This window comes from Virgibacillus sp. SK37 (assembly GCF_000725285.1).
Lineage (GTDB): Bacteria > Bacillota > Bacilli > Bacillales > Amphibacillaceae > Virgibacillus_Q.
In genome coordinates this window covers 180,518-205,022 of record NZ_CP007161.1, presented here as the reverse complement: position 1 = coordinate 205,022, position 24,505 = coordinate 180,518, and the positions used below count along the sequence as shown (strand labels likewise).

At 40.5% G+C, this 24,505-nt stretch carries 21 protein-coding genes, 10 tRNA genes and 3 rRNA genes; 6 read left to right on the top strand and 28 right to left on the bottom strand.

The features are described from left to right. Positions 1–15: 15 nt before the first annotated feature. The 8 genes from mvk to X953_RS01140 all read right to left on the bottom strand — a co-directional run bounded on the left by mvk (position 16) and on the right by X953_RS01140 (position 3,266). The gene (gene mvk / locus X953_RS01175) at positions 16–990 is read right to left on the bottom strand and encodes a mevalonate kinase (protein WP_040954004.1); all 975 of its coding nucleotides are present in this window, start codon (positions 988–990) and stop codon (positions 16–18) included. Beyond that, positions 987–2,276, bottom strand: a complete 1,290-nt coding sequence (locus X953_RS01170) for a hydroxymethylglutaryl-CoA reductase, degradative (RefSeq protein WP_040954003.1) — start codon at positions 2,274–2,276, stop codon at positions 987–989. The genes mvk and X953_RS01170 overlap by 4 nt, the downstream gene beginning before the upstream one ends. Positions 2,277–2,513: 237 nt before the next feature. After that, a tRNA-Lys gene (locus X953_RS01165) sits at positions 2,514–2,589 on the bottom strand. Positions 2,590–2,817: 228 nt separating this feature from the next. Further along, positions 2,818–2,892: transfer RNA gene (locus X953_RS01160), tRNA-Gln, on the bottom strand. Between the two features lie 12 nt (positions 2,893–2,904). Continuing rightward, positions 2,905–2,989: transfer RNA gene (locus tag X953_RS01155), tRNA-Tyr, on the bottom strand. A gap of 41 nt (positions 2,990–3,030) precedes the next feature. After that, positions 3,031–3,106: transfer RNA gene (locus X953_RS01150), tRNA-Thr, on the bottom strand. A gap of 3 nt (positions 3,107–3,109) precedes the next feature. Continuing rightward, positions 3,110–3,185: transfer RNA gene (locus X953_RS01145), tRNA-Val, on the bottom strand. Positions 3,186–3,191: 6 nt separating this feature from the next. Beyond that, positions 3,192–3,266: transfer RNA gene (locus tag X953_RS01140), tRNA-Glu, on the bottom strand. Between the two features lie 254 nt (positions 3,267–3,520). Between X953_RS01140 and fabI the strand changes: the two genes are divergently transcribed. Continuing rightward, positions 3,521–4,297: an enoyl-ACP reductase FabI gene (fabI, locus tag X953_RS01135; protein WP_040954002.1), complete on the top strand. Its 777-nt coding sequence runs from the start codon at positions 3,521–3,523 to the stop codon at positions 4,295–4,297. 69 nt (positions 4,298–4,366) lie between these two features. Beyond that, on the top strand, positions 4,367–5,077 hold the full coding sequence (locus X953_RS01130) for a potassium channel family protein (RefSeq protein ID WP_040954001.1): 711 nt from the start codon (positions 4,367–4,369) through the stop codon (positions 5,075–5,077). 305 nt (positions 5,078–5,382) lie between these two features. On the opposite strand, the gene X953_RS01125 is transcribed toward X953_RS01130, so the two are convergent. The 11 genes from X953_RS01125 to X953_RS01070 form a co-directional block, all read right to left on the bottom strand. Next, positions 5,383–5,952: a dihydrofolate reductase family protein gene (locus X953_RS01125; RefSeq protein ID WP_040954000.1), complete on the bottom strand. Its 570-nt coding sequence runs from the start codon at positions 5,950–5,952 to the stop codon at positions 5,383–5,385. Between the two features lie 425 nt (positions 5,953–6,377). Beyond that, positions 6,378–6,815: an NUDIX domain-containing protein gene (locus X953_RS01120; protein WP_040953999.1), complete on the bottom strand. Its 438-nt coding sequence runs from the start codon at positions 6,813–6,815 to the stop codon at positions 6,378–6,380. 174 nt (positions 6,816–6,989) lie between these two features. Then, entirely contained in the window at positions 6,990–7,655 is a 666-nt protein-coding gene (locus tag X953_RS01115; RefSeq protein ID WP_040953998.1) for an HAD family hydrolase, read from the bottom strand. 259 nt (positions 7,656–7,914) lie between these two features. Next, positions 7,915–7,987: transfer RNA gene (locus X953_RS01110), tRNA-Thr, on the bottom strand. Between the two features lie 6 nt (positions 7,988–7,993). Next, a tRNA-Asn gene (locus X953_RS01105) sits at positions 7,994–8,068 on the bottom strand. A 98-nt stretch (positions 8,069–8,166) separates the two neighbouring features. Continuing rightward, positions 8,167–8,282, bottom strand: a 5S ribosomal RNA gene (gene rrf, locus X953_RS01100). Between the two features lie 85 nt (positions 8,283–8,367). Beyond that, positions 8,368–11,283: ribosomal RNA gene (locus X953_RS01095) — 23S ribosomal RNA — on the bottom strand. A 95-nt stretch (positions 11,284–11,378) separates the two neighbouring features. Continuing rightward, a tRNA-Ala gene (locus X953_RS01090) sits at positions 11,379–11,451 on the bottom strand. Positions 11,452–11,465: 14 nt separating this feature from the next. Continuing rightward, positions 11,466–11,542 (bottom strand) — tRNA-Ile (locus tag X953_RS01085). Positions 11,543–11,649: 107 nt separating this feature from the next. Continuing rightward, positions 11,650–13,215, bottom strand: a 16S ribosomal RNA gene (locus X953_RS01080). The 16S, 23S and 5S rRNA genes sit together here with 4 tRNA genes alongside, the layout of an rRNA operon. 378 nt (positions 13,216–13,593) lie before the next feature. Further along, complete coding sequence (locus X953_RS01070) at positions 13,594–13,812, bottom strand: hypothetical protein (protein WP_019379286.1); 219 nt, start codon at positions 13,810–13,812, stop codon at positions 13,594–13,596. Positions 13,813–14,188: 376 nt separating this feature from the next. Here X953_RS01070 and pdaB point away from each other — a divergent pair, with 376 nt between their 5' ends. Continuing rightward, on the top strand, positions 14,189–14,947 hold the full coding sequence (gene pdaB, locus X953_RS01065; RefSeq protein ID WP_040953996.1) for a polysaccharide deacetylase family sporulation protein PdaB: 759 nt from the start codon (positions 14,189–14,191) through the stop codon (positions 14,945–14,947). Positions 14,948–14,992: 45 nt separating this feature from the next. On the opposite strand, the gene X953_RS01060 is transcribed toward pdaB, so the two are convergent. Beyond that, complete coding sequence (locus tag X953_RS01060) at positions 14,993–15,592, bottom strand: KinB-signaling pathway activation protein (protein ID WP_040953995.1); 600 nt, start codon at positions 15,590–15,592, stop codon at positions 14,993–14,995. Positions 15,593–15,744: 152 nt separating this feature from the next. Here X953_RS01060 and gerD point away from each other — a divergent pair, with 152 nt between their 5' ends. Then, positions 15,745–16,392 (top strand): spore germination lipoprotein GerD, encoded by a 648-nt coding sequence (gene gerD, locus X953_RS01055; RefSeq protein WP_040953994.1) that lies wholly within the window; start codon positions 15,745–15,747, stop codon positions 16,390–16,392. A 65-nt stretch (positions 16,393–16,457) separates the two neighbouring features. Here the strand turns inward: gerD and X953_RS01050 are convergent, their stop codons facing one another. Together X953_RS01050 and cwlD are read right to left on the bottom strand one after the other, a co-directional pair. Continuing rightward, positions 16,458–17,516: an Mrp/NBP35 family ATP-binding protein gene (locus tag X953_RS01050; protein ID WP_040953993.1), complete on the bottom strand. Its 1,059-nt coding sequence runs from the start codon at positions 17,514–17,516 to the stop codon at positions 16,458–16,460. 121 nt (positions 17,517–17,637) lie between these two features. Then, a complete protein-coding gene (gene cwlD, locus X953_RS01045) occupies positions 17,638–18,354 on the bottom strand; it encodes an N-acetylmuramoyl-L-alanine amidase CwlD (protein ID WP_040953992.1) in 717 nt (238 codons plus the stop codon). 134 nt (positions 18,355–18,488) lie between these two features. On the opposite strand from cwlD, the gene X953_RS01040 reads away from it, so the two are divergent. Continuing rightward, positions 18,489–18,932, top strand: coding sequence for a DUF948 domain-containing protein (locus tag X953_RS01040; RefSeq protein WP_040953991.1), 444 nt, complete (start codon positions 18,489–18,491; stop codon positions 18,930–18,932). A gap of 30 nt (positions 18,933–18,962) precedes the next feature. On the opposite strand, the gene X953_RS01035 is transcribed toward X953_RS01040, so the two are convergent. Genes X953_RS01035 through X953_RS01025 form a run of 3 tightly spaced genes read right to left on the bottom strand, consistent with a single transcriptional unit; the run spans position 18,963 to position 20,093 of the window. After that, positions 18,963–19,163: a hypothetical protein gene (locus X953_RS01035; RefSeq protein ID WP_040953990.1), complete on the bottom strand. Its 201-nt coding sequence runs from the start codon at positions 19,161–19,163 to the stop codon at positions 18,963–18,965. After that, positions 19,144–19,608: a DUF948 domain-containing protein gene (locus tag X953_RS01030; RefSeq protein WP_040953989.1), complete on the bottom strand. Its 465-nt coding sequence runs from the start codon at positions 19,606–19,608 to the stop codon at positions 19,144–19,146. The genes X953_RS01035 and X953_RS01030 overlap by 20 nt, the downstream gene beginning before the upstream one ends. A 2-nt stretch (positions 19,609–19,610) precedes the next feature. Continuing rightward, positions 19,611–20,093, bottom strand: coding sequence for a DUF948 domain-containing protein (locus tag X953_RS01025; RefSeq protein WP_052349998.1), 483 nt, complete (start codon positions 20,091–20,093; stop codon positions 19,611–19,613). A gap of 170 nt (positions 20,094–20,263) precedes the next feature. On the opposite strand from X953_RS01025, the gene X953_RS01020 reads away from it, so the two are divergent. Beyond that, entirely contained in the window at positions 20,264–21,118 is an 855-nt protein-coding gene (locus X953_RS01020) for a YihY/virulence factor BrkB family protein (protein ID WP_040953988.1), read from the top strand. Between the two features lie 45 nt (positions 21,119–21,163). On the opposite strand, the gene X953_RS01015 is transcribed toward X953_RS01020, so the two are convergent. The 3 genes from X953_RS01015 to eis all read right to left on the bottom strand — a co-directional run bounded on the left by X953_RS01015 (position 21,164) and on the right by eis (position 24,478). Beyond that, positions 21,164–22,465 (bottom strand): efflux RND transporter periplasmic adaptor subunit, encoded by a 1,302-nt coding sequence (locus X953_RS01015; protein ID WP_040953987.1) that lies wholly within the window; start codon positions 22,463–22,465, stop codon positions 21,164–21,166. Beyond that, positions 22,462–23,139 carry a hypothetical protein gene (locus X953_RS01010; RefSeq protein ID WP_040953986.1) on the bottom strand — a complete coding sequence of 226 codons (678 nt, stop codon included), beginning with the start codon at positions 23,137–23,139 and terminating at the stop codon, positions 22,462–22,464. The genes X953_RS01015 and X953_RS01010 overlap by 4 nt, the downstream gene beginning before the upstream one ends. Before the next feature lie 175 nt (positions 23,140–23,314). Then, the gene (gene eis / locus X953_RS01005) at positions 23,315–24,478 is read right to left on the bottom strand and encodes an enhanced intracellular survival protein Eis (RefSeq protein WP_040953985.1); all 1,164 of its coding nucleotides are present in this window, start codon (positions 24,476–24,478) and stop codon (positions 23,315–23,317) included. Between the last annotated feature and the right edge of the window lie 27 nt (positions 24,479–24,505).

Sequence of the window (24,505 nt, the reverse complement as noted above, 5' to 3'; positions counted from 1 at the left end):
TATCTCATCTTTTCTTTAGTAATTCCTGTTGTTTTCCTGCTTTAATGTAAATGGCCAAACAGCATGTGCACCGAGCTTTCTCAATTTCTCTGCAAGCTGTCTTGAATGTACTTCATTTTGAGCCAGGGCAATAATACAACCACCATTGCCGCCGCCCGTTAGCTTAGCTCCAAGGGCTCCTTCTTTTCTGGCAAATTGAATTAGCTTATTAAGCCCTGTATCACTAACACCAAGGGACTCCAACTCTCTTTGCGCTTCATTTAAAAGGTGGCCAAGAATATGCTTCCCTCGTTTTTCTAAGGCATGTTTAGCCTGATGGGTGAGATCTCCAATGCGGTCTAACTTTCTCTGGATCCGTTTCGGTGCCATTTTCAATAGACTGGCAACAGACTCCACCGCCATTCTCGTATCACCAATCCTTCCAGAATCAGCTACTACAAAGTGGAAATCATCACTTAAATTTATAAAATCAATTAAGTGTTTTTTTTCATACCAAACAGGTGATCCAGAAGTAATCGTTAACGTATCAATACCACTAGGCGCACCATGAGCATACGTCTCCGCTATGTTAGCAAGATCTAGTAATTCTTGCTCTGTGTACGCTTCTCCAAAATACGCGAAGAGGGATCTAACCAATGAAATAGCTACTGAAGCACTTGACCCAAGACCTTTACCTGGTGGGATCGATGATTTAATTCGTATCATTAAATCACCATAAGGTTGCTCCAAATACTCCAATGTACCTCTAATACAATTGGCAATACCTTGTAATGATTCTGGAGCTAAATCAAGTGGTCCGTGATAAAATGTGCTATCTATCTTAATTGAACCTGGTACATGCTCTACCATAGATTCAACTCCAACTAATGGGAACGGAATAGCAATGGCAGGTTGCCCGTGTACAACTGCATGCTCTCCAATTAAAATTAATTTACTATGAGCTACACCGATAGCTGTTTGTTCTGTTGTAGTTACTTTTTCTGCACTCATTTTGTATACTGTTCCACCAATTCTTTAGCTTTTCCGACACGGATTTCTTTTTCTTCTACTAACTTTTCTGCAATGATATCAATCATCTCCCCAGAAGCCCCTGCTGCTATAGCAACAGAGCGAGAATGTAATGCCATATGACCTTTCTGAATACCATCAGTCACTAGAGCTTTTAATGCACCAAGGTTCTGCGCTAATCCAACAGAAACGATAACTTGAGCTAATTCTTGGGCTGATTCCACATCTAATATACTCAGTGAGGTCTTAGCAATTGGATGGACTCGGATAGATCCACCTACTGTTCCAACAGACATAGGTAATTCAAGCTCACCAACAAGATTACCCTGTTCATCTACAGACCATGTCGTCATCGAGCGGTACTTACCACTGCGAGAAGCATATGCGTGTGCTCCTGCCTCTACTGCTCGCCAGTCGTTACCTGTCGCAATGACTACCGGGTCAATTCCATTCATAATTCCCTTGTTATGAGTAACAGCCCTATAAGGATCTGAGTCAGCAAATTCAAAGGCATGAACAACCCCATCACGAACCTCTTCACCCGAAAACCCATCGGTCTCTAAAAGGTAGGGTGGTATCACACACTTTGCACGCGCCAGACACTTATCTGCATAGTTTGACAAAATCCGCAGATAAACCTTTCCTTTTGTTAGCCTTTCAATAGTTGGAGCCAGAGACTCTACTATTGTGTTTATTATATTTGCACCCATGGCATCACATGTGTTCACATATACGTGGACAACAAGCATTTTACTATATGAAGATTCGCCATCTTCATTCAGTATCCTTACTTCCAGATCCTCTGCGCCACCACCTCTTGCTACCATACTAGGATAGGCTGCATTAGCACTTTCAATTAAAGCTTGCTTTTCTTTTAGCAAACTTTCTTTTGCCTTTTGAAAATCGGGACAACCAACTACCTGAATTTGCCCTATCATAACCCGGTCGGTAGCTTCAGCGGTAAAACCACCAGCATTTCTCACAATTTTAGCAATATAACTTGCTGAAGCTACAACGGATGGTTCTTCTATAGCCATTGGTACTACATATTCTTTCCCATTTATTAAGAAATTCAATCCTAAACCTAATGGAAGAGGAAAAGTACCAATTGTATTTTCAATCATCTTGTCTGCTGTTTCAGCAGGTAGAGGCTCTTTAGAAAACAAGTTAGCTATTTCTTCCTCTGTGAAAGAATGCATCTTCTTTAATAAATCTCTACGTTCTTCAACCGTCATATTGTAAAAACCAGGAATCCTGGAAGTTTCCATACCTACTCATCCTTTTGTCCAGCATGTTATAAACACATACACATGGCACACGAAATTTATTTAGCAGCTAAATTATATTTAAAGTATAACACGAGATTGCTATCTATTCACAAAAAAATGACTGTATCTATTATGTAAAAATTTACCCTAAAATGCAAATAAACAAGGCTGTCCATTTTCAAACGACCTTGTTTATCTTATTTGCTATATATGACGTATTTAACCTCATTTTTTAAGTGGTGAGCCATGAAGGATTCGAACCTTCGACCCTCTGATTAAAAGTCAGATGCTCTACCTACTGAGCTAATGGCTCATTTTATTTTAATGTTTCTTGCTTATGACAGCGTTCATCTTGGGGACCCCTGCTTCTTCAAGCCTTTTCAATGATGTTAGGTGCATCGGGGTTACTCGTAGCTTACTCGGTAGAAGGAATGCTCGTTGCTCTACCTACTGAGCTAATGGCTCATTTTATTTTAGTGTTTATACTTCGTTTTATGTATTACCCTATTCTTAACAAAAATAACCCTAGAAATAAAAAAAGTGGCTGGGCTACTAGGATTCGAACCTAGGATACACGGGATCAAAACCCGATGCCTTACCGCTTGGCTATAGCCCAACAATATAAAAATGGTGGAGGGGGGCAGATTCGAACTGCCGAACCCTGAGGGAGCGGATTTACAGTCCGCCGCGTTTAGCCACTTCGCTACCCCTCCATATTGTTAACTATTTTATAGAAATTATACATAAAAATAAATGGTGCCGGCCAGAGGACTTGAACCCCCAACCTACTGATTACAAGTCAGTTGCTCTACCAATTGAGCTAGGCCGGCAGATGGTGGAGGATGCAGGGCTCGAACCTGCGACCCCCTGCTTGTAAGGCAGGTGCTCTCCCAGCTGAGCTAATCCTCCATATATTGGTGACCCGTACGGGATTCGAACCCGTGTTACCGCCGTGAAAGGGCGGTGTCTTAACCGCTTGACCAACGGGCCAGTGCAATGTAACTAATTTTAAATAGAAGTGGCTTTGTAGATTTCTGTTACTCTCTTCTCAAACCAACGAATTTTATTATACCCAGATATTTTATATTTGTAAAGAGGAAAATGAAATTTTTTTATAAAAATGTCGAAACGCCGTCTGAACCCTGTCATATTAACCTACAAGCAAATATATTTTTCGCAAAGGTTTCTTTCATAAAGGCTGTTAGTTATAATATACAAAAGAAATATATTATGGAGGTACATTTATGGCAAATTTATTAGAAGGTAAAAAGATTGTGGTTATGGGCGTTGCAAGTGAACGTAGTATTGCGTGGGGAATCACAAAATCATTACATAACGCAGGAGCAAATTTAATTTTTACCTATAGACAAGAACGTTCCTATCAAAAGTTAACTAAGTTACTTGAAAAATATGATATTCAAGCAGAGTTAGTTGTATCTTGTGATGTTGCTAGTGACGAAAGTGTGCAACAAGCGTTCAAAGAAATGAAAGAAAAAATTGGTGTTATTCATGGAGTAATTCATTCTGTAGCCTTCGCGAAACGTGAAGAGCTAAAAGGTGAATATGCAGACACCTCTCGTGACGGATTCTTACTTGCACAGGAAATCAGCGCTTATTCTCTAGTCTCAGTAACAAAAGCTGCTAAAGAATTGATGACTGAAGGCGGAAGTATTGTGACTCAAACATATTTAGGTGCGGAACGAGTAATCCAAAACTATAATGTAATGGGTGTTGCAAAAGCTTCCTTAGAGGCCAGTATGAGATATTTAGCAGAAGATATGGGTAAATACAATATACGTGTAAATGCCGTCTCTGCAGGTCCGATTCGTACGTTATCCGCAAAAGGTGTATCCGGATTTAATGAAAAGATGAGTATAATTGAAGAAAAAGCTCCTTTACGTCGTAATGTGGACCAAGATCAGGTTGGTGATGCAACTTTATTCTTTATGAGCGAGCTATCCAGAGGAATAACAGGGGAAGTTTTACATGTAGACTCTGGTTACCATATTATTGGAGGCTAGAATATTTTATTAAAAGACACTTATTCGCAATAAGTGTCTTTTAACTACTAACCAAACAAGGTGGTTCTCATGCGAAAGAAGTTAGCATTAATTTATGAAATTTTTTTGATCCTACTCATTCTGTTATCAGTAATTTTGATCTGGCATGAAGAGGACAACCTAATATACTTGGATAAAATCATTTGGCTCGTATTATTTACAGATGTTCTCATTCGGTTTCTAATCAGCAAAAATAAATGGCACTATATAAAAGAAAACCCCTTTGATATTATTTCTGTGATTCCCTTAGATAGCATCTTTCAGACCGCTAGGGTGGTTAGGCTGTTTCGAGTGCTGCGAATTATATCATTAGGTAAAAAGTATATTACACCATTTAGAAATATACTAAAAACCAATAATTTTCATAAAGTCTTTGCTGTATCTGTGCTCTTAATAGGCTTATCTACTTTCTTGGTCAAGCATTTCGAACCATCAATTAATACATATGAAGATGGTCTTTGGTGGTCCATCGTTACCGCCACGACCGTAGGCTATGGGGATATATCACCTGATACAGGTATGGGACGTTTAATTGCAATTATATTAATGCTTATCGGTATAGGTTTAATAGGTATGTTGACTAGTTCGATTACAACGTATTTTGTCGGTAGCAAAAAACAACAAAACCCAACAATAGAATTTATTAAAAGCGAACTTGATCGATATGAGGAATTACATACTAGCGAGAAAAAACGTTTAGTTTTACTGTTGAAGGACTTAAATGAGACTGAGAATGAATAAAATAAAAGTTTAAAACCAGAGTACAAATGTACAATTTAACACACATGTCCATTTTTAGCTTAAATATATTTGAAAAAGAAATGGTGAGTACAAATTGACGAAAACGAAGTGCTATAGAGGCGGTTAATTTGATGATGCAAGAAGTAAATTTAGTATTATAAGGCTAGACCACACAAAAACTTCTACCATTAGTAGAAGTTTTTTATTAAGAGTGTGTAACAGGATTTGAAGCTATGACTCTCTTTTTCGACCTTTGACCTGGCAAGGAATAAAGGGCCATTCCAACTATCGTGCTATTGTTAAATTCAATTACTGTTTGATCGATAGATTAGTTGAACTACGCCGGAGGAATAGGTTTTTGTATTAATCAAGTTTAGATTCATTCTTTGTTTTAAATCAATAAATAATGGTCTTCCTTCTCCCAATACCACAGGGTGGACAGATAATCTGTACTCATCCACTAGTCCCAAATTAATAAAAGTCGTGATAAGGCTCGCTCCACCATATAACCATATATCTTTACCACTATTACCCTTTAATTTATTTATTTCCTCGGGGATATTTTCATTTATACATATTGCTTTATTATCAAACCCCTTTTGCGTTCTGGAAAACACATATTTTTCCTTACTGTGTATCAACTCCCACATTTCCTTCTCGTCATCAGGAGCCTTGGTTGTTGGAATATATTGCCCCCACAATTCGTAACTTTTTCTTCCATATAAAATTGTATCGATTTGATTAAGAAATTTAGCAAACTCCATTTCAGGGTCCATTATGCACCAATCAATTTCTCCATTTTTCCCTTCAATAAAACCATCTAGAGTAACTGCTAAATCTAAGATAATTTTTCTTGTTCCTACTTCGTTGGACATTATATTCCCTCCTATGGGTTATGTAAGAACTGGCACGTTTGAATCGCAAAGATTATTCAAGAATTGCTCTTAACTTTGGGGGAGAATCTGGTTTTAATTTGAAATAAAAAAATTTCAATATGAATTATTTTTTACTTTTTTTGCCTCATTTAGAAAACAAGAAACCAACGAAACTAGCAACCCTACAAATGAAATGACCAATCCAATTACGTTTGGTAAACCCCTTGAAGTTAGTATTAGGGCTATTCCAAATAATGATACTGAAATGCCTAAAAGTGATAAATGCATAATTATCCTCTCCTAATCTTCTTCCACGATTTGACCCGTTTCAGGCACAGTGTTTGTTACTCCTACTGCGCCCGATGATTGAAAGTCATTACTCAACTAAAGACAATGTATCCTTCCCAGCTTTTATTGGGTATGTCTTATGTATAAATATTTAAATACTGTTTGATTAAGTATAAGTGATGTTCATGAAAAAGATACTTTTCTAAATAACTGAAATCAACCCAACACATTGGCTCTTTTTCAACTGGCTCTGCTATCCTTTCCAATAGCTCACAAGCGTATAATATACCGATATTATGTTGAGAATCACGAGGGTATTTTGCTGAAACCCAATGTCTTTCGGCTTTCCCTATGGTCTCAACTATTTGAATTTTATGCCCTGTTTCCTCAATACTCTCTCTTAATAATGCATCTCTAGGAGCTTCATCTGCTTCAACCCCTCCACCGACTAAAAATAAATTCCCGTCTAAGTCTTCCACACATAAAAATTGTTGTTGATGATTCTGAATGACAGCGTACGCTCCTGTTCTTTTCCAATAATTTAAATCATAGTTGCGTTCACCAAAAACTTTCATTGTCCACCTCCTAATTAAAAATTCAGGTAAAACTTATAACATTAAAATTCGTCCCCAAGCATCGCTTGATAACTTTTCGTAAAAGGTTACTGCATTATTTGGCTCAATAAAGCAATAGAGGACGCTTTTCTTTATTCATTGAAAGCGCCCTTTAATTGAATAAGTACCAAACATTTATTCACATAATATTAATCGATTGAATTGCTCTACAGTTTCAAGGTAATATTTTGACTCCCTTTTCATCTGATCCTTTATTTCAGGAATACTGTGCGACCACCCAGCAGCAGCGAAGTCTACATTACTGTTTCTTGCCATCTCTAACCCTGGCTTTAGATCATCCAACATTAGTGCTTCGGTTTCTAGAAGATTAAAGCGTCTTAAAATTTCCTTAATTGGATATGTATGTGGTTTCCTCTGATGTTCTGGAAGTTCCCACCCAAAGATTGCGTCCGGCGCAAATCCACAATGAATAGAATAATCTCTTTCAATCCGGTTCCTCTCGGAATGAGAAACCACTGTCACAATTCCACCTTGGCGTTTAAACTCTTGAATGGTCTCTAAAAACAACTCATAGAAGTCAGGTACAATTGATTCCGTATACCTTTTCCAAACTAGTTGCTGATGTTTTTGTTCTTCCTCTGTGAATTTCATAATGTCTTTACATAAAGAGGAAAAGCCTGGATTGAAACAGTATTTAACAAAATCTTCAAGCGTGATAGGTTGCTCATTTGGTCTTAGGTCTATAAGTGCCTCCACAAATGATGGATAGTGTATATCTGGAGTACTTTTCACCCCTGTATCATCATGGTCTAAAATTAAACATTTATATTTTAGAGTCATAGTAACCTCCCATAATTAATTATAAATAATTCATTCTTCCATTTAGTTGTGCTCAACAATATGGCCTGTTTGTTCTATTAGCATACTCCTTTCTCCTAATCAATTTTATCAGATATTATTTTAAATAATTACTTTTAAATATAAATTAATAAAAGTCAAAACGCCTAAAATACAAGACCTAATTTTTACGTGTTAGAAATTTATTAGAAAAATAAAAAAGACCTTTGCCCAAAATTGGACAAAAGCCTTGTATATGAAGAGCTTCCAACAGGATTTGAACCTGCGACCCCTTCCTTACCATGGAAGTGCTCTACCTGCTGAGCTATGGAAGCAAAAATTGGCTCCACAGGTAGGATTCGAACCTACGACCGATCGGTTAACAGCCGATAGCTCTACCACTGAGCTACTGTGGAATAGTTTAAATTAATTTAAATGTTATCAAGGTTTTTAATTCTTTACCTATCATACCATATTCAGCAAACAATTATTCATAAATAGATGAAAAAAAGCAGCCTAGCGGCGTCCTACTCTTGCAGGGACAAAGTCCCAACTACCATCGGCGCTGGAGAGCTTAACTTCTGTGTTCGGCATGGGAACAGGTGTGACCTCTCCGCTATTGCTACTAGACAACTTTTTAGCGGTATCTATCATAAAATGAATTTATACCCTAAAAACTAAATAAGAGAAAAACAACGACGATCAAAGAAGAAAATTAGTTAAGTCCTCGATCTATTAGTATCCGTCAGCTCCACGTGTCACCACGCTTCCACCTCGGACCTATCAACCTCATCGTCTCTGAGGGATCTTACTCACTCGAAGTGATGGGAAGTCTCATCTTGAGGGGGGCTTCATGCTTAGATGCTTTCAGCACTTATCCTTGCCACACGTAGCTACCCAGCTATGCTCCTGGCGGAACAACTGGTACACCAGCGGTGTGTCCATCCCGGTCCTCTCGTACTAAGGACAGCTCCTCTCAAACTTCCAACGCCCACGACGGATAGGGACCGAACTGTCTCACGACGTTCTGAACCCAGCTCGCGTACCGCTTTAATGGGCGAACAGCCCAACCCTTGGGACCGACTACAGCCCCAGGATGCGATGAGCCGACATCGAGGTGCCAAACCTCCCCGTCGATGTGAACTCTTGGGGGAGATAAGCCTGTTATCCCCGGGGTAGCTTTTATCCGTTGAGCGATGGCCCTTCCATGCGGAACCACCGGATCACTAAGCCCGACTTTCGTCCCTGCTCGACTTGTAGGTCTCGCAGTCAAGCTCCCTTCTGCCTTTACACTCTGCGAATGATTTCCAACCATTCTGAGGGAACCTTTGGGCGCCTCCGTTACCTTTTGGGAGGCGACCGCCCCAGTCAAACTGCCCGCCTGACACTGTCTCCGGACCGGATCACGGCCCTGGGTTAGAATGGTCGTACAGCCAGGGTGGTATCCCACGGATGCCTCCACCGAAGCTGGCGCTCCGGTTTCCAAGGCTCCCACCTATCCTGTACAAGCTGTACAAACATTCAATATCAGGCTACAGTAAAGCTCCACGGGGTCTTTCCGTCCTGTCGCGGGTAATGCGCATCTTCACGCATAGTATAATTTCACCGGGTCTCTCGTTGAGACAGTGCCCAAGTCGTTGCACCTTTCGTGCGGGTCGGAACTTACCCGACAAGGAATTTCGCTACCTTAGGACCGTTATAGTTACGGCCGCCGTTTACTGGGGCTTCGGTTCTGCGCTTCGCGTAAGCTAACGCTTCCCCTTAACCTTCCAGCACCGGGCAGGTGTCAGCCCCTATACTTCGCCTTTCGGCTTCGCAGAGACCTGTGTTTTTGCTAAACAGTCGCTTGGGCCTATTCACTGCGGCTCCTCCTTAAAGGAGCACCCCTTCTCCCGAAGTTACGGGGTCATTTTGCCGAGTTCCTTAACGAGAGTTCTCCCGCTCACCTTAGGATTCTCTCCTCGCCTACCTGTGTCGGTTTGCGGTACGGGCACCTATGAACTCACTAGAGGATTTTCTTGGCAGTGTGAAATCAGGAACTTCGGTACTCAATTTCCCTCCCCATCACAGCTTGAAATTGTTGGACGGATTTGCCTATCCAACTTTCTCACTGCTTGGGCGCACACATCCATCGGTGCGCATTCCTTATCCTACTGCGTCCCCCCATCGTTCAAACGCTCATGAGGTGGTACAGGAATATCTACCTGTTGTCCATCGCCTACGCCTTTCGGCCTCGGCTTAGGTCCCGACTAACCCTGAGAGGACGAGCCTTCCTCAGGAAACCTTAGGCTTTCGGTGAAAGAGATTCTCACTCTTTTTTCGCTACTCATACCGGCATTCTCACTTCCAAGCGCTCCACCAGTCCTCACGGTCTGACTTCACAGCACTTGGAACGCTCTCCTACCATTGTTCGTAAGAACAATCCGCAGCTTCGGTGATACGTTTAGCCCCGGTACATTTTCGGCGCAGAGTCACTCGACCAGTGAGCTATTACGCACTCTTTAAATGATGGCTGCTTCTAAGCCAACATCCTGGTTGTCTGGGCAACTCCACATCCTTTTCCACTTAACGTATACTTTGGGACCTTAGCTGGCGGTCTGGGCTGTTTCCCTTTCGACTATGAACCTTATCACCCATAGTCTGACTCCCAAGTCTAAGTAGCTGGCATTCGGAGTTTGACTGAATTCGGTAACCCGATGAGGGCCCCTAGTCCAATCAGTGCTCTACCTCCAGTACTCATTCCTTGAGGCTAGCCCTAAAGCTATTTCGGAGAGAACCAGCTATCTCCGTGTTCGATTGGCATTTCACCCCTACCCACACCTCATCCCCGCATTTTTCAACATACGTGGGTTCGGGCCTCCAGTCAGTGTTACCTGACCTTCACCCTGGACATGGGTAGATCACACGGTTTCGGGTCTACGACCACATACTCAAATCGCCCTATTCAGACTCGCTTTCGCTGCGGCTCCGTGTCTTCCACTTAACCTTGCATGGGATCGTAACTCGCCGGTCCATTCTACAAAAGGTACGCCGTCACCCATTAACGGGCTTCGACTACTTGTAGGCACACGGTTTCAGGTTCTCTTTCACTCCCCTCCCGGGGTGCTTTTCACCTTTCCCTCACGGTACTGGTTCACTATCGGTCACTAGGGAGTATTTAGCCTTGGGAGATGGTCCTCCCGGATTCCGACGGAATTTCTCGTGTTCCGCCGTACTCAGGATACACTCCGGAGAGAATTCCTTTTCGATTACAGGGCTCTTACCTGCTGTGGCTGATCGTTCCAGATCGATTCATCTAAAGAATTCCTTTGTAACTCCAAAGGAGTGTCCTACAACCCCAGAAAGCAAGCTTTCTGGTTTGGGCTAATTCCGTTTCGCTCGCCGCTACTTGGGAAATCGCATTTGCTTTCTCTTCCTCCGGGTACTGAGATGTTTCAGTTCCCCGGGTATGCCTCACATAGCCTATGTATTCAGCTATGCGTACTGTTCCATTACGAACAGTGGGTTCCCCCATTCGGAAATTCTCGGATCAACGTCTACTTACGACTCCCCGAGACATATCGGTGTTAGTCCCGTCCTTCATCGGCTCCTAGTGCCAAGGCATCCACCGTGCGCCCTTATTCACTTAACTATTTTTACAATGAATAAGCGTGCTAATTTCTTAGCCTTGCTTTTATTTAAAATTGATGTCGTTGTTACTCTTATTTAGTTTTCAAGGTACAAAAATGGAGCCTAGCGGGATCGAACCGCTGACCTCCTGCGTGCAAGGCAGGCGCTCTCCCAGCTGAGCTAAGGCCCCGTGTTTTATATAGATGGTGGGCCTGAGTGGACTCGAACCACCGACCTCACGCTTATCAGGCGTGCGCTCTAACCAGCTGAGCTACAGGCCCATCTAATATTATAATAGAGAATTTACTCTCTCAAAACTGAACCAAACAACCATGTATGTCCTTCCTGAAAGGCGTAAGCCTTTCAGTGTTCCGTTCTAAATCCTTAGAAAGGAGGTGATCCAGCCGCACCTTCCGATACGGCTACCTTGTTACGACTTCACCCCAATCATTGGTCCCACCTTCGGCGGCTGGCTCCAAAAGGTTACCTCACCGACTTCGGGTGTTACCAACTCTCGTGGTGTGACGGGCGGTGTGTACAAGGCCCGGGAACGTATTCACCGCGGCATGCTGATCCGCGATTACTAGCGATTCCGGCTTCATGCAGGCGAGTTGCAGCCTGCAATCCGAACTGAGAATGGTTTTATGGGATTTGCTTGACCTCGCGGTTTTGCTTCCCTTTGTTCCATCCATTGTAGCACGTGTGTAGCCCAGGTCATAAGGGGCATGATGATTTGACGTCATCCCCACCTTCCTCCGGTTTGTCACCGGCAGTCACCTTAGAGTGCCCAACTAAATGCTGGCAACTAAGATCAAGGGTTGCGCTCGTTGCGGGACTTAACCCAACATCTCACGACACGAGCTGACGACAACCATGCACCACCTGTCACTCTGTCCCCGAAGGGAACTCGGTATCTCTACCGATTGCAGAGGATGTCAAGACCTGGTAAGGTTCTTCGCGTTGCGTCGAATTAAACCACATGCTCCACCGCTTGTGCGGGCCCCCGTCAATTCTTTTGAGTTTCAGCCTTGCGGCCGTACTCCCCAGGCGGAGTGCTTAATGCGTTAACTTCAGCACTAAGGGGCGGAAACCCCCTAACACCTAGCACTCATCGTTTACGGCGTGGACTACCAGGGTATCTAATCCTGTTCGCTCCCCACGCTTTCGCGCCTCAGCGTCAGTTACAGACCAGAGAGTCGCCTTCGCCACTGGTGTTCCTCCACATCTCTACGCATTTCACCGCTACACGTGGAATTCCACTCTCCTCTTCTGTACTCAAGTCCTCCAGTTTCCAATGACCCTCCACGGTTAAGCCGTGGGCTTTCACATCAGACTTAATGGACCGCCTGCGCGCGCTTTACGCCCAATAATTCCGGACAACGCTTGCCCCCTACGTATTACCGCGGCTGCTGGCACGTAGTTAGCCGGGGCTTTCTGGTTAGGTACCGTCAAGGTGCCGCCCTATTCGAACGGCACTTGTTCTTCCCTAACAACAGAGCTTTACGATCCGAAAACCTTCATCACTCACGCGGCGTTGCTCCGTCAGACTTTCGTCCATTGCGGAAGATTCCCTACTGCTGCCTCCCGTAGGAGTCTGGGCCGTGTCTCAGTCCCAGTGTGGCCGATCACCCTCTCAGGTCGGCTACGCATCGTTGCCTTGGTGAGCCGTTACCTCACCAACTAGCTAATGCGCCGCGGGCCCATCTGTAAGTGGTAGCAAGAAGCCACCTTTCAACTTTCTATCAGGTGATGAAAAGTATTATCCGGTATTAGCCCCGGTTTCCCGGGGTTATCCCAGTCTTACAGGCAGGTTGCCCACGTGTTACTCACCCGTCCGCCGCTCGTTCCACAAGTGTCACCTCCGAAGAGGATCAGCTTGCTTCCCGCGCTCGACTTGCATGTATTAGGCACGCCGCCAGCGTTCGTCCTGAGCCAAGATCAAACTCTCCATAAAAGTTTGAATAAGATCGACACCAATCAATCTTATCTCAATGTCTTAGCTGCAGAAGCGTTAACTTCTGGCTTTTTAAAAATTAACGAAAAACGTCATGTTTTTCTTGACATACTGGTTGTTTTGTTCAGTTTTCAAAGAGCAAATTTATCTGTGTCGTTTTTTGCGACGATATATAATTTAACATGGTTTCAAACTGTTGTCAATATGTTTTCTGCAAAAAGTTTTTTCTTTGTTTCTGCAATGTTTGTCTTTGTTTGACAACAAAAAATAATATATCACATATATTTCACCTTTGCAATACATTTATTAAAAAACTATTTATTTCTTCAATTAAGAAGTCTCCACCGTGCTAGTAAGCTTGATGAAGACTTCCTATCTTTACTTTTCTATTTGACTCGGGATGTACTTCATACATTCCTTCTCACTGGCAACTCTGCGATATAGCTGAAACAATATCCGATATCTTTCCTTCATAGCCCGTTTCACCATATGATCAATTCGGTGATCTTCCAAATCTAATAGTAATTCATCGAGCTCTCTTCTAATTAAGTATTCCATTTCTTTTTGCTCTATCTCACTTATTAATAATCCTAACACTACGCCACCTCTAATCTCTTCATCTCTAATAAAAATTATTACTTTCACTTTTTGCAAAAAACGAAAAACATTTCCGCATGTAGTAATTGATTGCACTTCTATACAACGACCTATTTTTCGCTATTCTTATTTAAATTTTCCCTCGAATTTACTGAAATACTGTCTATATGTTTGTAATTTATATTCTCTTTAATTCGACAGTCTATCCAATTATTACCCTATTTTCGATCTGGGAAACAGGTTTTTTTACTTTTTGTTTATTTGTAATCTTTTATCGAAATTTGTTATTAGTATGTAATTAAGTTTCTGCGAGTTCTATCTCATAGATGGTTACATAGGATATTTATAGGACAAGTTAAAGAAAGGAGAATTTCTAATGCAGCATTTTTATGTGTGGCGGTTTAATAAATGGAAGCGATGGTTGGTTATTGGCCTATTTGCTCTTTTTACAGCTACTTTTCTTTGGTTTGAAAGGGATGGGACTTTTTCTGTTTTTTTAAATGATGAGCCTTCTGTATTAACAAAAGGAAATGCAGAAGAACCGAATATCGCTCTTACATTTAACATCAGTTGGGGAGAAGAGAAAGTACATGATATCTTAGCACAGCTTAAAAAAGAAAATGTGAAAGCAACCTTTTTTGTAAGCGGGGAATGGGCAGAACGCCACCCTGATATTTTGGAGAAAATTACAGATGATCAACACGAACTAGGAATGCTTGGTTATCGGTATAAGAGTTATCTGGAACAGGAGATAGATCAGGTTAGAAAGGATCTTACCTATGCCAAGGAAATTTTCAATAAACTTGGCTACAAAGAGGTGGAGCTGCTTCGCCCACCTAATGGACATTTTAACAAAGAAATTATAAAACTGGCCGAAAGCTTGAATTATAAAGTAATTCATTGGAACGTAAACCCAAATGACTGGAAGAATCCTGGAACAGAGCAAATTACTGATTCCGTAATAAAGCAAACAAGCAATGGAGACGTTTTGTTAATGCACGCTTCTGATTCAGCAAAACAAACAGCTGGTGCATTGGAAAAAATCATTCCTATCTTAAAAAACAAGGGATTTTCTTTTGTCTCCCTTTCAGAATTAATTAACCAGGCACATGCGGAGTCAAAGCTTGTTGAATAAAAAACTGCCCCAAAATAGTGTTTTGGAACAGCTTTTATTGAAATATTATTTTTTTAATTCCTTATTATTTAAGCGGTGCAATGCAAGCAATTGATATGTATTACATACCAATAGCGTAACAATCATTAACCATGCGTAATCCGTACCCTCTGTACGCAAACCAGGTACCCATTCAATCGATGTCATAACAACCATCAGAAATAATGCCGGAATAAATGCAGTCTGATTTGTTTCTTTTGCTTTTATTTTTGCTACAATCCAACCATACGCCAGAATACCCAGTGACATGAGGATAAACCAATACATTGCTATATTGCCATCTGTCGCCTTATATGGAAAATAAACTAAATCAAATAGTACAAACGCTATCAATAGCACTTGGACTGTCGGCCAAAAGGAACGGAACATACCAAGCCCAAAACGATTAATAAATAAATATGCAAAAAATCCCGTTTGGCTAACTACACTAAATACAAAGCCCATCCCGATAAAAAACACTACTAACCCAAATAATTCACCTAAATCAAATGGGTTTAGATTTTTGCTATATTCTCCAGCTTTTACAAAGAAACTGGTAATAAGTCCTGCTAAACCACCTAGAAATAAAGTTGTAAAAAAGAAATGCACTAACTTACGACTATTCAATCTCATGTCCTCCTACTTCTGTTTGCAACAATTTATTTGCTTATTCATTCACCATGTATTCTACCATGTTGGAAGAGTTTTTTCCTTAAGAAAACGCATATTTCCAATCCTCTTTAGACATATTAAGTACATATAGGGAGGAGGATTTCCTAATGAACCGTTCCATATATGTACTTTTTTTCGCCTTTCTTGTCCTTTTTTTAAGCGGATGTAATGGGGGAAATGCCGCTCCTGAAGAAGGCGATTACGATAAAACAAAGAAAATGGTAGTAGATATATTACAGACTGAGGATGGAAAAAAAGCGCTTCAAGAGATGTTGTCAGATGAGAAAATGAAACAGGAGCTGGTTATCCAAGCCGATGTGGTAAAGAAATCAATTAATGAAACGCTTGTCTCAGAAAAAGGTAAAGAAATGTGGGCGACGTTATTTAAAGATCCAAAATTTGTTGAGGGATATGCAAAATCAATGGAAAAAGAGCAGGGAAAACTTTTGAAAAAAATGATGAATGATGCCGATTATCAAAAACAAATGCTCGAATTACTGAAGGATCCTAAAATGACAGAACAACTGTTAACTGTTCTAAAAAGCCAAGAGTTTCGTGCCCATCTGGAAGAGACGATCCAGCAAACATTAGAAACCCCTGTCTTTCAAGCTAAAATCCAAGAGATCCTATTAAAGGCCGCGGAGAAACAAGCCCAAGAAAAAGGTGGCGGCGGTGGCGAAAATTCTCAGCAAGGTGGGGGAGAAAGTGGCGGAGAAAGTGGCGGAGGCGGATCAGAAGAGCAAGGAAGCTCATAAAAAAACAGCGGACGTACTTCTCGCCCGCTGTTTTTTTAATAAAATTTATCATGAACTTGTTCCATTTACTCTTCTATTTTCGCAACTATTTTCGCAGCAATTTTATGGTATTCCTTCCCTATTGGGTGGTCTTCTTGGTATATGGAAGGTGCAAACACATCTTCATCTTCATATGGCTGTTGCAATGGCAGCTGTCCAAGCACTTTTGTATTTAAGGCTTCAGCTAGCTTTTTGCCGCCACCTTGACCAAATACGTATTCTTTTTCTCCGGTCAACTTACTTTCAAAGTAGGCCATATTCTCAACAACACCTAAAATTTCATGCTCTGTTTTTAATGCCATTTGTCCAGCACGTGCTGCTACAAATGCTGCTGTTGGGTGTGGTGTTGTTACAATTACTTCCTTACAGCTAGGTAAAAGTTCATGAACATCCATTGCAATATCTCCTGTGCCTGGTGGCAGATCGAGTAATAAATAATCCAGATCTCCCCATTCCACTTCTTTAAAGAAGCTGTTAATCATCTTACCAAGCATAGGACCGCGCCAAATAATAGGGGAATTATCTTCAACGAAGAAGCCCATGGAAATGACCTTTACTCCAAACCTTTCTACAGGGATAATCTTCTCCCCACGGACTGCTGGACGTTCTTCTACACCCATCATATCCGGCACACTAAAACCATAAATATCAGCATCAATAATACCAACTTTTTTGCCTAAACGCATAAGAGACATTGCTAAATTTACTGTAACAGTTGATTTTCCTACACCGCCTTTACCACTGGCGACTGCAATAAATTTCGTATTGGAGCTTCCTCCCATTAAAGAGGATTCCTTTTCCTGCTCTGCAGTTGGCTGGTATTTTTGTATTACCTCATCAGACAGTTGTTCAAAACGCAAACCGACTGTTGATGCTCCATTCTTTTTTAAGATACCAACAATCTCTTGTTGTAACTGCATTTGTTCCGCTGTATTGGTTTTTCCAATGCCTATTTTTACACTAACATGTTTCTTCTCTTCTTTGATGGTTACTTCAATTACGCCGCCCGTTTCTTCGAGCGTTCTATGTAAAAATGGATCCTTTACAGGGTTCAATAGTTGTACGACCTCGTCTTTAGTTAACAAAATATGACACCATCCTTTACTAGCGTTTAATTTCATCCAACGCTAGTATAACATAATTCAGCCAAAATCTAAGTGATATGAATCATGGGATGGACAGTGCGCATATTTCATCCATATAGTATTAATCTTGTGCTTCTTCGGTAATAAAGCGTAAAATTCCCTTATAAATACTTGCTGACATTTTTTGCTGATAATCCTCTTGCTTTAACAATTCTCTTTCCTGTTCATTAGACAAAAAACCTATTTCTACTAAGGCACCTGGAATATCCGCATGCTTCAGTAAATAAATACCGTCAATAGCCAGTGCCTGCCTTGTCGTATTTTCCAAATTTCGAGTGATTTCTGCTTGAATCATTTTTGCCAAATGCTTACTTTCATCAAACTTCGAATAATAAAAAGTCTGTGCACCACTCCAACGAGTAGATGGTAATGCATTAAGATGGATGGTTACAAAAAAATCCGCATCTTTCTCTTTCATCAATTTCAGTCTGTTGCGAATATCCTCTGCTTTGCGGCGGGCAAGACCTCTTGTCTCTTCCTCCGCCAGGTCTTTATCCTCTTCTCTTGTTAAATAGACAATTGCTCCAGACTGCTGTAAATAGTTTTGAAGCTTTTTGGAGACTTGAAGAGAAATATCCTTTTCCAAGGTTTGATCTTTTCCAACTGCTCCTCCATCTGCTCCGCCATGGCCTGGATCAATTACAATCGTTTTGCCGGAAAGTGGCAAAGTCCATGAAGCAGGCTGTGTCATCTCTTCTTTATTTACTGGATATACTATCAATGTGACTAATACAATGAATCCCAGACCCCACAAGAACCATTTATACCTTTTATTCATTTTTTGCTCTTCCCCTCTATAAACATATGTATAATCATTTTATGGGACAGGCAAACAGAATATGATTCGTTTAATTTCTTCAATTTGTGGTATTATTAATGAAAGAAACTTCATGCGGAAGGAGAATTTATTATATGGATTGGCTAGGTATTGGGGTGCTCGTAATAGGTGTTGCCCTTTTAGGACTTGTTGTCGTACTTATAAAACCACTTAATAAGCTAGCAGGGGTTTTCAATGGCCTGCAAAAAACAGTTGATCAGCTCCCTGAACAAGTAGATGATGTGATGACACAAGCGAAAGATACGCTAGAGACTGGCAACAATACACTTCATCAAGTAAATGACCAGGTAAAGCAATTAAGCCCTTTATTTTACATTGTAGGAGATGCCGGAAGAGCTACTCAGCATGTATCTTCCACAATGGTTGATCGTGTAATGAATGTAAAAGAAGGCACATCAGAAGGTAATGATTTCATACAACGTAATCACTTAGAAGGATGGTATGGCTTAGCAACTTTAGGTTATTTTATCTTTCAAAATAAAAAAGGCTTGAGCAACAACAGAATCAATATAAATTAAAAAATCCCCATTTACAGGGGATTTTTTAATTTATATTTTTTTATGAACATCTTGCTTAATCTGCTGTATTTTTTCTGCTCGTACCCTTCCATCCTCATAGATTCTCTGGTCTATTCTTCTTAATTTATCAAGAAAGCCAACTCGACGGGATGCTAAAGACTTTGCTGTCCAACCAAGTGTAAGACCTGAGATTGCTCCAAAGAATAGTGATTTATTCGTTTCTCTGCTCATGAGAGGATACTCCTTCGGTAACGTCCTTTTTAGTTTGTCTACGCTTTTTCAGCCAATAATAGCCCAACGCAAAAGAACCGTACAGACCGCCGACATTATTTTTCTTGGTAATTTCTTCTGTATCACTTGTTTTGCTCTTCATCGATTCGGTAATATCTACAAGGGAAGAAGAGAATTTCCTTGTTACATTCCCTGCATCCCCCAGGATATAAAACAATGGACTTAATTGCTCCATTTTATCGTTTACATCAGCTAATGTCCGATTACTTTCTTGCATAAGGTTTCCTGTTTCTTTAAAAATGTCATCTAACTGATTAGGCAGTCTTTCTACCGTTTTCTCAACTCCACGAAGCACACCAGCCAAATTATTAAGCACATGGGCTACAAAAAAGGCTAAAATTAAAAAGGCTACGCCAATAAGTAATACCCCAATTCCTGACAACATACCTATCCCTCTTTCTCTGTTTTATTTAATGGCACGAGCGAATGGCTTTGATTTTGAACCATCACTTCATTTTTTGATTTACTTTTCCATTTGGAATACAACGTGAAGGCGACCTCACTCCATTTAATTCCCTCTACAAATGGCTTTGTCTTTCTCTCCATTTCTGTTTTTGACAGCTTATCACTACTGTTGTGGATCGTCTGATTAACTGCGTTCATTGAGGATCCCACGTTCTCTACAGTGGCGAAAAGATTATCTGTTGATTTGAGTTTTATACCTATGTCATCAACGATCTTATCTGTCTCATAAATAGTTTCTTTCAACCGTGGGGTAAGCGATTCAACTTCCTTCTCCACTTCACTTACCGTTTTAGCCATCGTCTTCATTGTCTTGGAAATACGATACAATAAAAAGGATGTATAGGCTACGATAATTGCAAATGCGATTGAAATAAGTAACAGTGCTACATATATTATTCCTTCCATCGGAAAACCCCCTCCTTTAAGAGCATTATACCACTAGGAGCTCGAAATAAAACGTATAAGAACTTCCGTAGTGACACTGACATATCTGTGTTATTTTTCGAATATTCTTTCGGATTTATTTCCTCACTAACAGGGTATACGGAATACAAATAACTGTTGGAGGAATGCATATGCCTAAAATGAAAACATATGGCAAATCGTTTATAACTAGATTTCAAGAAGACAATGTACCTTTACTAGCGGCCGCACAGGCATATTATTATTTATTAGCAATTGTGCCATTATTAATCGTATGTTTTACTATAATCCCCTATTTTAATATAGACCCTAACACGGCTGTAAGCTTTTTAGAAAAAAACTTACCGAGTGAAATTAGCTCCATTTTACAGGAAAACATCATTAGTATTGTAGACACTCCTCGTGGCGGACTATTAACATTTGGTATTATTGGAGCACTATGGTCTTCTTCAGCTGGAATTAATGCTTTTATTAAAGCAACAAATGAAGCTTATGAAGTGGAGGAAACTCGCAATTTTGTTGTAGTTCGCCTCTTGGCTCTCGGATTAACGCTTGGGATGATCTTAGCATTGGGAGTAGCTATTCTGCTCCCTGTATTCGGAAGTGTTATATTAAATTTCCTAGAGTCTATTCTCGGCCTATCGGCAGCAATGAGTTTATTATTCCAAGTACTTCGCTGGGTAGTCAGTATTATTGTTATCACATTAATACTTGCGATGTTGTACAGATTCGCTCCAAATAAAAAGCTTCCATTTAAACATGTCATGCCTGGTGCAATGACTGCAAGTATCCTATGGTTACTCGTATCTCTCGGTTTTTCTTTTTATGTAAGTAACTTTGGTAGCTATTCTGCAACGTACGGTAGCTTGGGTGGTATCATTATTTTAATGATCTGGTTCTTCTTAACTGGTTTAATCTTAATGGTCGGTGCTATTGTCAATGTCTTATATCATCAAAAGCACACGAGCAAACATGCGAGCAACTCGCAGAGAGCTTCAAATTTATAAAAACAAGAGGGTGCGGTTATAAATTATAACCACGCCTTTTTGTTTTTACCTCGATAATAACCCTGTTACAAAATATTTACCCCAACCATCGTATTTGCCTGAAACGACTTCTTTAAACTTAAATTTATACCACTGTAATGGGGTAATAAATGTGGCTTGATGGCGAAACTGACTTTTTCTCTCTGCCACGGCCCATTCTCCTGCTTTGATACCTTTTGTAATTTCCACCATCGATGCCATATACAGACCTGTTTCTACCTTTTGCTTTATTAGCTTTCCATTGTCGTTCATTTTCCATACGGCACCTGCATGCAGATTTTTTTCAAAGAGAACGGTCGCATCTTTACTTTCATCTGTAATAATGGAAAGATTCACATGATAGCCGGGTAATAATTCCTCTGTCGTATCGTTACTTTCCTCACCGGCCTCTTCCTGCTCTACCTTGTTTTCCTGATTTTCTTGCTGTTCTGTTTCTTCGTCTTCCTTTATCACAACCGAAAACGGATAAATACTTTTTCCTTTAATGCTGACATTTTCTGGTGTTTTCTGGATTTTTTCAAGTGTTCCTTCCAGTGCCATAGCCATTTCATCCACTTTGATATGCACAGGAAGACCTTCAGCGATCCTGCTTCTCTCCTGCTCCGTCAATTCCCCTTCTGCTTGTAATTCCTTGCCAGCTATTGTAACCAGAGGCGCTTCAAGCGTTGTAGAAATCTCTGTTACCACACCTTCATACGGGCTTTCTACAGTTATCGAATCTCCTGTCGATTCCAACTCATTTAATTGTGCTTCTATGCTGGACAACTCTGCTTCTTTAGCAGAAAGCTCTTTCTTTTTTTCAATAAGGTATTGTTCCTTGATCATCGCTGCTTCTACCGGGTTTTCCGGTAATTCTATTTGAATGGAAGGCTGCTCTGTGTCTGCAGTTGCAGTGCCTTGCGTAGAACGCGGAATTTGATAGCGATTCATATCCGAGATAGCTCCTTCCACGGCTTGAACCTCCCCATTCAGCTTCGTTTGTTGTTGTTCCAATGCAGCTACGGTTTCATAGTAATTTGTGACACGGTAAGTATACAATGGATCACCTACCTGCACTTCCGCCCCTTCCTCCATCAAAAATTCCTGAAATTCACCTGTTTCCTCACTGAAATAAAGGTGATTTTCCTCTATAGGAGCAAGCACGCCAGGCTTATTCACCTCTTCCTTCATATCTGCTTGAAAGGCTGGAAGCCACTCACTCACATAAGCGAGCCGATCCACTTTATGCTCTTTATCCAAAGAAAGAAGTAAATAATTTACCCCGATAAAAATAATTATTCCAGCTAAGATAATTCTTCTTCGTCTCATCCGAACCACCCACTTAAAATATATGTATCAATAAATGCAAGCAGTGCTGTAATAACCCAGTAGATCACATGCAGGAAGATGACATTCACCCAAATCCAGACTTTTTTTATTGCTTGGGAAAGTGTCGTCAGATATTTCACCTGAAAACTGATAATCCAAAATTGGAAGAGCGTTATGGCCCCAAAGAAGAAAATAATCCAGCTTTTGTCTGTCATATAAGATGCAATTATACCGAGAGAGAGTGGCGACACATACCAATCGAGTCCATTAATTGTTGCTAATGGAATCCATAAAAGCCGTTCAACTAATAACACAAGTAAAACTACTTGCTGCATAATCATCAGTTTTTTAAAGGGGATATCTGTTAACAAATAGAATAAGAGGGAAGGGATAAATAAGACAAGCATCGCAAATAAAACGGCAAACAATGCGCGGCCAACAAGAAACCAAAATTTACTCTGTTCGTATGCCAATGCCGTCATATCCGTTGCATTTGTCGATATGTAGTTGGAACCGATCCCCAAATAAGCCATCCAACAATAAATAAGTATACTTAATAGTACAAGAAAGCCGGTTGCTTTCCATAATTTATGTATTTTTTCTGCCTTTCCAATCCGAAATAAATGATCGTCCGTGGAAAATAATAGTTTAATAACGTTAATATGATAACTCATCCTGTCCATCCTTTTCTATGTCCACTTACTTGTATTACTCTCCATTTTATCGCAATGTTCGCTAAAATTCTATCGATTTTGTAAATATTTAATAAACCAGGAAATTCAACCCAGAAGAAAACCAGCAGATTTCTCTGCTGGTCAAAACTTAAAATAATTCTATTCATAAATATGTTTAAAAGAAGTCAGTTAAAAAGGTCTGCTCCTCCGGTATAAGTTGGTCCAATATTTCTATCTCACTCTCATTGGCGGTTAATAAGCCAGCTTTAAAATAATCGCTTGGTCGCCTATATCCTAACAGCATACCTGTAAGAACTTGAATAGAACAAATAGCAGGCTGCTCCGACTTTTGCTTTTCACGGATAGTAACATGTGTTGTTCCATCTGCCAGCTCAACATGATATGTTCCTGTATTTTCAGGAAAGAAGCCATCCTCCACTGTAATCGTTATTGCTCCTTCTCCAGTAAAAGGATATGCTTTTAAAAAAGCAGCAACATCCACAATCCTTGCCATAAAATAAGGCTCTACTTTTTGTTCAAAGCGTGGCTCATCAAGCAATAAAGGTAGTTGATCGCCCTCAGAAACAACCATAGTAACCTTTTCAGCCATGGAATCATGATTGCCAATAAAGTGAAGTAACAGTTTGTGAGCATTTAAGCTGTTATGTACAAGCTCTTTCACCTTGACTGTATTTTCCTTAACCTCATACATAATATAACCCGTTGCCTGTGCATTTTCTTCATAAGCTACTGCAATGTGAACATCGCCTTTTAACACACGTTGTTCCCACCATTTTTCATCACGTACAAGCATACCATTCCACTTTATTGCATATTTGGAATACAACTCATTTAGTAAAGAGATGTCCGGTTCAATTCTTCGCACATAACCTGACGTCTCCCATTTTTTCTTCAGTTTCTCAATGGGAATGGTGTAATGCTGTTCTGTGAAGGCATGTTCCCAGCCAAATTTACGATAAAAGGCAAATGAAAAAGGGTGCAGGTAAGATATCATTTGACCGTTCTGCTTCATTTCCGTCAAAGCATGATGTAGCAAGTGCTTCACCATGCCTTTTCTACGATATTCCGGCCATGTTGCTACAGAGCTAATCCCGCCCATAGGGAGCTCTTTTCCGTTAATATAACAGGATAAAGGGATGAGATGAAGTTTTGCTGCAATCTTGTCTTCCTCCATCCAACCCCAGATTGTATGGCGATCAGCTTCTGCCTTCTTCTTCTCCATTTCCTCCGGTGAAAGTTTGTACTGAAATGCGAACTGTGATAGAGCAAAAATTTCCTCATAATTCTTCCTGCTTAACGTTTGAATTGGCTGCTCCAAAAAAACTCCCCCCTTGTATATATCAAT

Excerpts from the sequence above, each read along its gene's own strand:
- X953_RS01170 (WP_040954003.1), bottom strand. The coding sequence starts at position 2,276 with ATGGAAACTTCCAGGATTCCTGGTTTTTACAATATGACGGTTGAAGAA.
- X953_RS01020 (WP_040953988.1), top strand. The coding sequence starts at position 20,264 with ATGCCTAAAATGAAAACATATGGCAAATCGTTTATAACTAGATTTCAA.
- X953_RS01015 (WP_040953987.1), bottom strand. The coding sequence starts at position 22,465 with ATGAGACGAAGAAGAATTATCTTAGCTGGAATAATTATTTTTATCGGG.
- X953_RS01035 (WP_040953990.1), bottom strand. The coding sequence starts at position 19,163 with ATGAGCAGAGAAACGAATAAATCACTATTCTTTGGAGCAATCTCAGGT.
- cwlD (WP_040953992.1), bottom strand. The coding sequence starts at position 18,354 with ATGAATAAAAGGTATAAATGGTTCTTGTGGGGTCTGGGATTCATTGTA.
- pdaB (WP_040953996.1), top strand. The coding sequence starts at position 14,189 with ATGCAGCATTTTTATGTGTGGCGGTTTAATAAATGGAAGCGATGGTTG.
- X953_RS01125 (WP_040954000.1), bottom strand. The coding sequence starts at position 5,952 with ATGTCCAACGAAGTAGGAACAAGAAAAATTATCTTAGATTTAGCAGTT.
- fabI (WP_040954002.1), top strand. The coding sequence starts at position 3,521 with ATGGCAAATTTATTAGAAGGTAAAAAGATTGTGGTTATGGGCGTTGCA.
- X953_RS01030 (WP_040953989.1), bottom strand. The coding sequence starts at position 19,608 with ATGTTGTCAGGAATTGGGGTATTACTTATTGGCGTAGCCTTTTTAATT.
- mvk (WP_040954004.1), bottom strand. The coding sequence starts at position 990 with ATGAGTGCAGAAAAAGTAACTACAACAGAACAAACAGCTATCGGTGTA.
- X953_RS01130 (WP_040954001.1), top strand. The coding sequence starts at position 4,367 with ATGCGAAAGAAGTTAGCATTAATTTATGAAATTTTTTTGATCCTACTC.
- X953_RS01040 (WP_040953991.1), top strand. The coding sequence starts at position 18,489 with ATGGATTGGCTAGGTATTGGGGTGCTCGTAATAGGTGTTGCCCTTTTA.
- gerD (WP_040953994.1), top strand. The coding sequence starts at position 15,745 with ATGAACCGTTCCATATATGTACTTTTTTTCGCCTTTCTTGTCCTTTTT.
- X953_RS01010 (WP_040953986.1), bottom strand. The coding sequence starts at position 23,139 with ATGAGTTATCATATTAACGTTATTAAACTATTATTTTCCACGGACGAT.
- X953_RS01120 (WP_040953999.1), bottom strand. The coding sequence starts at position 6,815 with ATGAAAGTTTTTGGTGAACGCAACTATGATTTAAATTATTGGAAAAGA.
- X953_RS01025 (WP_052349998.1), bottom strand. The coding sequence starts at position 20,093 with ATGGAAGGAATAATATATGTAGCACTGTTACTTATTTCAATCGCATTT.
- X953_RS01115 (WP_040953998.1), bottom strand. The coding sequence starts at position 7,655 with ATGACTCTAAAATATAAATGTTTAATTTTAGACCATGATGATACAGGG.